Genomic DNA, 9,789 nt, shown 5'->3' with positions numbered 1-9,789 from the left:
CAACAAACAACAAACAACAAACAACAAACAACAAACAACAAACAACAAACAACAAACAACAAACAACAAACAACAAATAACAAACAACAAATAACAAATAACAAATAACAAACAACAAATAACAAACAACAAACAACAAATAACAAATAACAACAGTCAACAGTCAACAGTTAACAGTTAACTTACTATTCCGATACTAACGGATTTGAGATGAGGACTTGAGTCTCGATGGAAGTCAAAGGAATTTAGTTTTGACTGCGAACTTATCGGGCTTATTTTACGGATAGATATAAACTGAGTGAGAGTGAATTCGGAACGATATTTTTTGAGCTAAACTTCCAATTTCTTTCAAATCTAAAAAGATCCAGTAACAAACTTTTATAAAATATTTTCTAATTATAGTAGAGATTTTTTAAGTTTTGACTTGGGGAGCGATCGCCATTTAGTGAGAAAATATAAAACCGAGAGCGACATAAAAAATCAGGCTTAAGCCTGATTTTTGGCAACACTACCCTGTGCTATAACCACTGGTGCATCCTATATTTTAACTTTATGAAATCCCCAAGACTGTCGGAGACGGCAAAGCAAGCCTCAACAAAGGAAAATCGCCTGCATTTAGAGCGACTGGTGAGCGCGACAGCACCCACACCCGCAGAAATCAACGCAGGTAGCGAAGTCGTTAGCGGGTTGACTCAAAACCCTAAAACCCTGCCTCCCAAGTATTTCTACGACGATCGCGGATCGAAGCTGTTCGAGTTGATTTGTCAGTTGCCAGAATACTACGTGACACGCACGGAGACGGCAATTTTGCAAGAGTGTGCAGGGGCGATCGCCCGTTTGACGGGCCCGTGCGAAATCGTCGAACTCGGTAGCGGCAGTTCCACCAAAACTCGGATTCTCCTCGATGCTTACAGTCAACTCCAATATCCCCTGCACTATTTGCCGATCGACATCAGTCCGACTATCCTAGAAAGCAGCGCTTGTCAACTGCTAACAGATTATCCGTCCCTCCAGATTCACGGACTTGTCAGCACTTACGAACTAGCCCTAGCTAAAATTGCACCGTCACCGTTGCCAACCCGAATGATTTGCTTTCTAGGCAGTACCCTCGGCAATTTAAACCATCAAGAATGCGATGTATTTTTCTCGCAAATTGTCGGTGCATTGCAGCCAGGAGAATATTTTTTATTGGGAATTGACCTAGACAAATCTAAAGATATTTTAGAGCCGGCCTACGATGACAATCAAGGAGTGACAGCAGCCTTTAACTTAAATATGCTGCGACATTTAAATCGCAAGTATGAAGGAAATTTTGATTTAGCGCAGTTCGAGCATTGGGCATTTTACAATCAAGAAGAATGTCAAATTGAAATGCACTTGAGAAGTATGAAAGCGCAAACCGCGAACTTGCGCGCTCTCAATTTAACGGTAGAATTTGCCGCTGGAGAAACTATCCGCAGCGAAATTTCTCGTAAGTTTAATCTGAATACGGTAAAGAAAGAACTTTCTGAGCGCGGTTTAAAGTCGGTGCAAGTTTGGACAGATCCAAAACAGTGGTTTGGTTTGATGCTTTGTCAGTTGACAGTTGACAGTTGACTGTGGGCAGTTGTCATTAGTTAGTGCGAGGGAAAGAAACCGGGTTTCTACGATTTTTGACAACCGGAACGAGAAATATCGCAATAAACCCGGTTTCTGAAATGGTAAGTGCATCCATTAACTTCTGAATTATTACTTTAGGGTTCGTGTATGAGATCCACAAACTAAAGCTGTGTCTACTACGCCCCCTACTTATCAACTATCAACTATAGCAATCCTAAATCATTTGTGAATTTCTTATTCCCTCCCCTTGGTAAGGGGAGAGTTGGGGTGGGGTAAAAAGTTTACGACTCATTTAGGATTGCCCTATCAACTATCAACTATCAACTGACAACTGTCAACTGACAACTGACAACTGACAACTGACTAATTAACAAATCGGCCGCTGCCCGGGTTTGACTGCGTGAATGTACTCGCTGCCCGATGTCGGCCATCCCCGCTTGTAATAGGCTTCCTCCGGCTTCCCCCAGCCCAACTGCAACAAAATTTCGAGAAAATCCAACTTTTCCCACTTTGAAAGACTGGCCCATTCTGTGCGCTGAGCTAGAGCCTCTACATCCACCGGCTCGATCGATCGAAAATCCTTCCCGCTGTTAATACTCAAATACAAATCCATCCCCGCAGTTACCTGCTGCCAAAATTCTAACATCGCAATCTTAGCTGCTGTCAGAGTAATCAAATCAACCGGTAAAGCTATCAACTCATCATCCACCGCCGGATAGCGCAGAGTATTGCCTTTAACCGCCATTTCCCGCCAGACAATCCCAGAAACTTGATGTTCCCGCTGGTATTCGTGCACCGCAGCCTTAAAATTTTGATAAGCAGTAAACTTTTGAACGCCCTCAGATTTGAGAAAACGATCGATCACCGGATTCCCTGTAGCAGGAGTTTCAGTCAAGTTGAGACGTCGCCCGTGCAAGCAGGCTTGGCGCTCTTCTTCGAGGATTTTAATGAGTTGGGCCGTGCTGTAGACGTTAGACATCTTTATTCAAGCAAAATCAATACATTTGCTGGTTTGGCTGATTCGATCGGCTAATTTTTACTAAAGATTCTTTTTTTTGTGAACAATATCACTTTTGCCGCTATTGTAACCCACATTCTGCAGATGTGGCTGAGCTTACTGGTATTTTTAAGCAATCAAAACTATGAAAATTTTCCTAACCTAATTTTTTTAGGTTTGATTTTTGCTTTTCGTGAAAATAACTATAATGTAGAAAAACTTAAGTTATTTTGTTTGAATTAGTTTGATATCGCGTGCGATCGATTAACTTCAACAAGATTCGATCGCGCGTGCGGGCTGGAGTCCGCAACATAAGAGGGGACTCGCATTCCGCACTACCAACTATTTTTGTTATGGTAATCGACCGGAGATGATATTATGCAGTAATGCAAGTGTAATTAATTCTGCACGCCTTAATATGCACAGTCCATTTAAAACTTTTATGGCGAAGTCTAAGGCTCTAAAATTGACTGGCTTTTTCCAATGTTTATGGATTTTAAAAGCATTTTGAATCTTATACAAAGATATTTTTGCTGTTAAAAATTCCTGAGTTTGTTTTCACAGATAATTGCACGTCTCCCTTGCTTTTTCCTGCTTGTTTCAACATCTCCATTACCATTTTCCTGTGATTGCGTCCTTCAGCCTTAATTCTTCTCGACTGACTAGAGCTTCGTAATAATCGGGTTTGATTTCTAGGGCGACTCCGTAAGAGTTCATGGCGTCTTGAGTCCGCTGCAATTTTTGCAAAACGTCGCCCCGCTGTGCCCAAGCTTCCCAGTTGTCCGGCTTGAGTTGAATCACTTGGTCAAATGCGACGAGCGATTCGGAATAGCGCTGCATTTTCCCTAGCAGCAAACCTCGCTGCACCCAGCCTTGATAGCTATCGGGCCAGATAGTAATTGCTCGATCGTAGGATGCTAGAGCTTGTTCGTATTGCTGCAAAGTTGATAGAGCGTGGCCGCGTTTCAACCAAGCTTCAAAATTGTCGGGCACGATTTTAATTACGCGGTTGTAAGCTGCGACTGCTTCTTCGTAACGCTGCAATTTTTCCAGGGCCGCGCCTTGCTGCAATCCTACTTTTGATGTGATTTCTGTTTCTGAACTCAAAGAAATTACTTTGTCATAACAGGCGATCGCTTCTTCGTACTGCTGCAAGTTTTCTAGAGCTTCGCCTCGGAAATTCCAAGCTTCTAGAAAATTCCCTTCTATTTGTAGGGCATTGCTGTAAGCGATTATCGCATCTTTGTAGCGTTCCAATTCTGCTAGGGCGATGCCTCTACCCAGCCAAGCTTCGGGGAAGTTTGGATTAATTTGAATTGCTCTGTCAAAAGCAGCGATCGCCTCTTCATAATCTCTCGATTCTGACAGGGTTTGACCGCGCCCGATCCATACTTCTGGATAAAAAGAATTAATTTCAATTGCGCGATCGAAACAAGCAATTGCGCCATCGCGCCACTGGTGTTTGAGCGCCATTCCTTTATAAAACCAAGCTTCGCAATCGTTGGGTTGCAGTTGCAGCACGCGATCGTAAGCTGTGACTGCTTCTCCGTATTTGTGCAGTTTTGCTGAAGCAATACCCCGATTGAACCAAGCCAGACTGTTTTGTGGTTGTAGTTGAATGGTGCGATCGTAAGAAGTTACAGCTTCGGCGTAGCGCTCGGCCTTCATCAGAGCCAAACCTCGGTTCAGCCAAGCTTCTGCATTAGTCGAGACGAGTTTGAGCGATCGCTCGTAGGCCGCCACGGCTTCAGCGTAGCGCTCTGCTTGCAGCAATACGTTGCCTTGCCGGCACCACATCGCGGGCAAATTTGGGTGAATTTGGGTGGCTTTTTTGTAACAGCTTGCTGCTTTATCCCACTCCTGCAATTCCTCTAAAACTCTGCCTTGCTGGTACCAAGCTTCGTGCTTTTCTGGATTGATTTCAATTGCTTTGTCGAAAGCCGCGATCGCTTCTGAGTAATTCTGTAAATTTAACTGTGCGCTCCCGCGCAGCATCCAAGCCCAATATTCTTCTGGATTAATTGCTATAGCTCGATCGCAACAGGCCACTGTTTCTGCGTAGGAGTGCAGTTGCTTGTAAGCTTTGCCCAGATTCAGCCACGCCCGGGCCCAGTCCGGCTTAATTTGCACCGCTTTTCCATAGCAAATGATCGCCGCTTCGTACCTTCCCGATGCGTACAATCTATTGCCCCGATCGTAATCTGGAAATGCTGCCACAATTCTTAAAATCGGTGGCAGTAGAGCTGGTTGGGGGTTTGACGAGTTTTCCGTGGCTGAAGTCGAGAGGTCTGGCATACGCCTTACATATAAAAAATTTAGTGGGTTGACAAGCTTGCGGTCTTATATATTAACTTATGCTGTTCTTAACTCGCTGCGGTTTTGAAACCAATTTAGCATATCAGGTCTTCTGCCACAAATTATATTTACTTGAGAGCAACTTAAATCTATATGTATAAAATTATGCACAGTTCCCGCTTTCAGTATTCGGCTGTAAAATGCCGTCGGGAAACAAACAAATATCTCGTCATCCTGATTTCAAAATAAATTTCATATGCTAACTGTACACAGACTTTTAGATTTTGCGGACTGCTTTACCGATCGCAATTCAAGGTCGATCGACCTTTCCTGCAATTATTGGTACCAAGGTAATTGTCCTCAAAGCGGCGAACTGCTGAGACTGCCCCGCACTCGAATGTCAGAGGAGCTCGCCAGGGGTTTAATGCAGTACCTTGCTGCGGACGCTTCCTACGATCGCGAGGGCAAGATGTACGGCATATTGCTGGTAGAGATGGCTTCGGGGGAACAGGGGATACTCAAAGCATTTTCCGGGCTGCTGAACGGTTGCAGCGTTGTGGAGGGCTGGGTGCCGCCGATTCCGGGACGATCGCGAGTTCAAGGAGAGGAAGCGCGCGCCTTAACTCAATTAGAAGCGATGAAACAGGAACTGATTGCACTGAATCAACTGCCGCAGCGACAAGAGTATCAAGCTTTATTGAGCGAGTTTGAATTGCAATTGCAATTATTGAACGAACAGCACCGAAACTGCAAGCAACAGCGAGAACAAAAACGCCAATTACTGTCTCAAACTCTCGCAGCAGAAGCACTCTCAATTGCTCTCGAACAATTGAATCAAGCCAGCCGTTTGGAGAAAATTGAACGCAGGCAATTGAAACGGCGGCGGGATGAAACATTGCAGCCGCTAAAACTCTTAATTGAAGCTGCCGATGAGCGGATGCGGGCGCTGAAAAAGCAGCGAAAAGAGCTTTCCCGCGAACTTCAGGCGCAGATGCACGCGGCCTATACGCTGGTGAATTTTTTGGGTAAATCGCGATCGCTCTTGCAATTGATGCCTGCCGGTGCTATTCCCACGGGAACGGGCGATTGTTGCGCGCCCAAATTGCTGCACTATGCTGCTGCAAATCATTTAAAACCCCTAGCAATGGCAGAATTTTGGTGGGGGCCGAGTTCTGGAGATAAGATTCAAGGGGAATTTTATGGTGCTTGTGGCGATCGGTGTCAGCCGCTGATGGGTTTTTTGCTTTCTGGATTGGGTGAAAATAAATCAAAATTACCGATTCTTTATCAAGATGAGTGGTTGATTGCTGTCAACAAGCCCTGCGGATTGCTATCAGTTCCCGGTCGATATTTAGATACTCAAGATAGCGTTCAAAGCCGCTTACAAAACTATTTTTACGATGATTTGAATTTGAAGAATGTTCACCGATTGGATTTAGAAACATCGGGTATTTTGCTCCTGGCTCGCGACAAAGAAATCCACAGCCAATTGAGCGGCCAATTTGCTAACAAACAAGTTCGCAAAGTTTATGAAGCGGTGCTTTCTGGGACTGTAAAAATTGATGCCGGGACGATCGAACTTCCACTTTGGGGCGATCCCGAAAATCGCCCTTACCAGCAAGTGAACTGGGAGTGCGGAAAGCCCAGCGTTACTGGCTTTGAGGTAATGGCGAGGGAGGGAAATCATACTCGCGTCGAGTTTTTGCCGCTGACGGGGCGCACGCATCAGTTGCGGGTTCATGCAGCGGATGTGGGAGGGTTGGGAATACCGATTTTGGGCGATCGACTTTACGGATGTCGGGCACAGGCTAGCCGATTGCACTTACACGCGCGGGAACTTTCTTTTGCACACCCGCAGTCGGGAGAATGGCTGCACTTACAGGCGGCGACTCCATTTTGAGCACGCGGGCGATCGTGTAGCAAGCATTAATCGATCGGGCAATATGTGATGCCGCGAGCATTCCAGGCGATCTATTCAAGTTATATTAAGCTTATCCCCGACAATCCGTGCGGGAGATATCACCTTAATTAGGTTAACAGTTAACTGTTAACTGTTATGTAATTTCCCTGATTCTTCAGTTGAGTAAATATCAAAATTATGACCACTCAAACAACCTCTCCACTCCTGCTCAGTTCCTTCAAAATCGGAGATTTACCCTTAAAAAATCGGGTAGTCATGGCACCCCTGACGCGGAGCAGAGCCGGTGAATCGCGGATGCCCAACGCCTTGATGACAGAATATTACACTCAGCGAGCCTCCGCTGGTTTAATCATTACAGAAGCTACGGTGGTTTCTACTCAAGCTAACGGTTGGCTGAATACGCCCGGTATTTATTCAGACGAGCAAGGCGAAGCTTGGAAACAAATTGTGAATGCAGTTCATGACCGCGAAACACCGATTTTTATGCAGCTTTGGCACTGCGGACGAGCTTCCCACAGCAGTTTTCATGAAAACAATCAATTGCCAGTTGCAGCATCTGCCGTCAAAATCAACGGAGAAGGCATTCATACTCCTGCGGGAAAACAACCCTACCAAACCCCCCGCGCTCTAGAAACCGATGAAATCTCGCTGGTTGTAGAAGATTATCGCAAGGCGGCGGAACGGGCAAAAATGGCAGGTTTTGACGGTGTAGAAATTCACGCGGCAAACGGCTATCTCATTGACACATTTCTGCAAACCAGAACCAATCACCGCACTGATTCCTATGGTGGGACAGTCGAAAATCGCTACCGTTTTCTTAAGGAAATTGTAGAGGCGATTATCACAGTATTTCCGGCAAACAGAGTGGGAGTTAGACTTTCTCCCAATGGTGTTTACAATGATATGGGTTCTCCAGAATATCGAGAAGATTTTCTGTATTTCGCAGGGCAGTTAAATGCCTATGATTTAGCTTACCTTCACTTGGTGGACGGTCTGGCATTTGGCTTTCACGAATTGGGAACGCCGATGATGATAGGAGAGTTTCGCGATGTGTTTGCCGGGCCGCTGATTGGCAACTGCGGATACACTCAAGAACAGGCTGAAACGGCTTTGAGCAGCAAAGTTGCGGATTTAATTGCTTTTGGTCGCGATTTTATCAGCAATCCAGATTTGGTAGAGCGTTTCGCTAATGGTTGGCCGCTCAATCCGCCTGCAGAAGTTGGGGTGTGGTATTCTTTTGGGCCTGAAGGTTATATCGATTTCCCGACTTATCAGGAATCTCAAGCTATTTCCTGATGAGGTTTGATCGTTCGGACTTTAGTCCGCATCAAAATTAGCGGACTAAAGTTTTCACTACAAACCTGTGCTTTTGAATGTAGGAAAATGTGCTCCGGTGTCGATCGCCCATCGTCCAAGTTGAGATCGAGAACGTTTGGGCCTATCCTATTAAACTGAAGGCATCTCAAAACATCCGAGCTACTAGCTCAGGCTGAGAGTGTCCAAAAATAATCAATAGCGATCGAAGTATTTTTAAGAAAATGGCACAAAATCACAAGTCAACAGTTATCATCACCGGCGCATCCTCCGGCGTCGGCTTGTACGGCGCGAAAGCCCTTGCAGACAAAGGATGGCACGTAGTCATGGCCTGTCGCGACGTGCGGAAAGCCGGAGACGCAGCCCAAGAGTTGGGCATACCTCAAGGCAGTTTCTCCATCATGCAAATTGACTTGGGAGATTTGGAAAGCGTGCGACGGTTTGCTAGGGAATTCAAGGCTAGCGGCAGGCCTCTCGATGCTTTGGTGTGCAACGCGGCAATTTATATGCCTTTGATTAAGGAACCGCTGCGGACTCAGGAGGGTTACGAGTTGACGATGACTACGAATCACCTCGGTCATTTCCTGCTGTGCAACTTGATGATGGAAAATATGAAGCCTTCCTACTATAACGATGCGAGAATCGTGATTTTGGGAACCGTGACTCACAATCCAGACGAGTTGGGCGGGAAGATTCCGCCGCGCCCGGATTTGGGAAATTTTGAGGGCTTTGAAGCGGGTTTTAAAGACCCGGTTTCGATGGTTGACGCTAAGCAGTTTGAACCCGTCAAGGCTTATAAAGATAGCAAAGTTTGCAACGTGCTGACGATGCGGGAATTGCACCGCCGCTTTCACGAATCGACGGGGATTAATTTCACTTCGCTGTATCCCGGATGCGTTGCGGATACGCCGCTGTTCCGCAATCACTATCCTTTGTTTCAGAAGCTGTTCCCGCTGTTTCAGAAGAATATTACCGGGGGTTATGTGTCGCAGGAGTTGGCTGGGGAAAGGCTGGCGATGGTGGTTGCAGATCCCGAATACAAGCAATCTGGCGCTTATTGGAGTTGGGGAAATCGTCAGAAAAAAGATGGCAAATCTTTTGTGCAGAAGGTTTCTCCGCAGGCGCGGGATGATGAGAAAGGCGAGCGGATGTGGGAGTTGAGCGCTCGGTTGGTGGGTTTGACTGACGGGGCTCCAATGGGTGCTGCTAGTGCTGGTCGATCGGCATAATATTGTGTCTGCACTGCTAACCGGCTCAGGTCGTTTGCACTACAAACTGTTTGTGTCAGCGACTTGACATGATGTAGTTGATAGTTTGTGCACCACAATCTCAGAAACCGGGTTTTTTACTTTGTCTGCGGGCTGTGACGAAGTGAACGTATGAAAAACCCGGTTTTTTGCTATTGGTACGATCGCCCCATCAACCTCAAAGCACTGGTTGGGCGATCGAATAAATCGATTTTTTATACCGTTGGCGATCGAATGTCGAGATATTGTTGCGGATCAGCATCCGGTTGATGCGTAAGTTTTGGGGGACGAACACCGGAGCGATTTTTGGGTTTTTGGCCGTTGCGAAACTTTTGGTGGCGAAGGTTGTTGGCTTTTTTGCGGTTAAGATTAATTTTAAGTTTAGGGTGCACGGGTTCCTGAAAAGATTTTCACCC

7 protein-coding genes are annotated in these 9,789 nt (G+C 45.9%); 4 read left to right on the top strand and 3 right to left on the bottom strand.

The annotated features are described in order from the left end of the window. The first annotated feature begins 552 nt into the window (after positions 1-552). A complete protein-coding gene (gene egtD / locus QT998_RS04960) occupies positions 553-1,596 on the top strand; it encodes an L-histidine N(alpha)-methyltransferase (protein WP_333115612.1) in 1,044 nt (347 codons plus the stop codon). A gap of 370 nt (positions 1,597-1,966) precedes the next feature. On the opposite strand, the gene QT998_RS04955 is transcribed toward egtD, so the two are convergent. Both QT998_RS04955 and QT998_RS04950 read right to left on the bottom strand, forming a co-directional pair. Continuing rightward, positions 1,967-2,578, bottom strand: a complete 612-nt coding sequence (locus tag QT998_RS04955; RefSeq protein ID WP_333091008.1) for a hypothetical protein — start codon at positions 2,576-2,578, stop codon at positions 1,967-1,969. A gap of 630 nt (positions 2,579-3,208) precedes the next feature. Beyond that, the gene (locus tag QT998_RS04950) at positions 3,209-4,891 is read right to left on the bottom strand and encodes a tetratricopeptide repeat protein (protein ID WP_333091006.1); all 1,683 of its coding nucleotides are present in this window, start codon (positions 4,889-4,891) and stop codon (positions 3,209-3,211) included. Positions 4,892-5,147: 256 nt separating this feature from the next. Here QT998_RS04950 and QT998_RS04945 point away from each other — a divergent pair, with 256 nt between their 5' ends. The 3 genes from QT998_RS04945 to QT998_RS04935 all read left to right on the top strand — a co-directional run bounded on the left by QT998_RS04945 (position 5,148) and on the right by QT998_RS04935 (position 9,355). Continuing rightward, positions 5,148-6,791 (top strand): RluA family pseudouridine synthase, encoded by a 1,644-nt coding sequence (locus QT998_RS04945; RefSeq protein ID WP_333115609.1) that lies wholly within the window; start codon positions 5,148-5,150, stop codon positions 6,789-6,791. Positions 6,792-6,989: 198 nt separating this feature from the next. Next, positions 6,990-8,108: an alkene reductase gene (locus tag QT998_RS04940; protein ID WP_333115607.1), complete on the top strand. Its 1,119-nt coding sequence runs from the start codon at positions 6,990-6,992 to the stop codon at positions 8,106-8,108. A 242-nt stretch (positions 8,109-8,350) separates the two neighbouring features. After that, on the top strand, positions 8,351-9,355 hold the full coding sequence (locus QT998_RS04935; RefSeq protein WP_333115605.1) for a protochlorophyllide reductase: 1,005 nt from the start codon (positions 8,351-8,353) through the stop codon (positions 9,353-9,355). Between the two features lie 233 nt (positions 9,356-9,588). On the opposite strand, the gene QT998_RS04930 is transcribed toward QT998_RS04935, so the two are convergent. Beyond that, a complete protein-coding gene (locus tag QT998_RS04930; RefSeq protein ID WP_333090997.1) occupies positions 9,589-9,765 on the bottom strand; it encodes a hypothetical protein in 177 nt (58 codons plus the stop codon). Between the last annotated feature and the right edge of the window lie 24 nt (positions 9,766-9,789).

This window comes from Microcoleus sp. S1D4, from assembly GCF_036700765.1.
Taxonomy (GTDB): domain Bacteria; phylum Cyanobacteriota; class Cyanobacteriia; order Cyanobacteriales; family Microcoleaceae; genus Microcoleus.
This window is presented reverse-complemented; position numbering and strand designations above follow the sequence as displayed.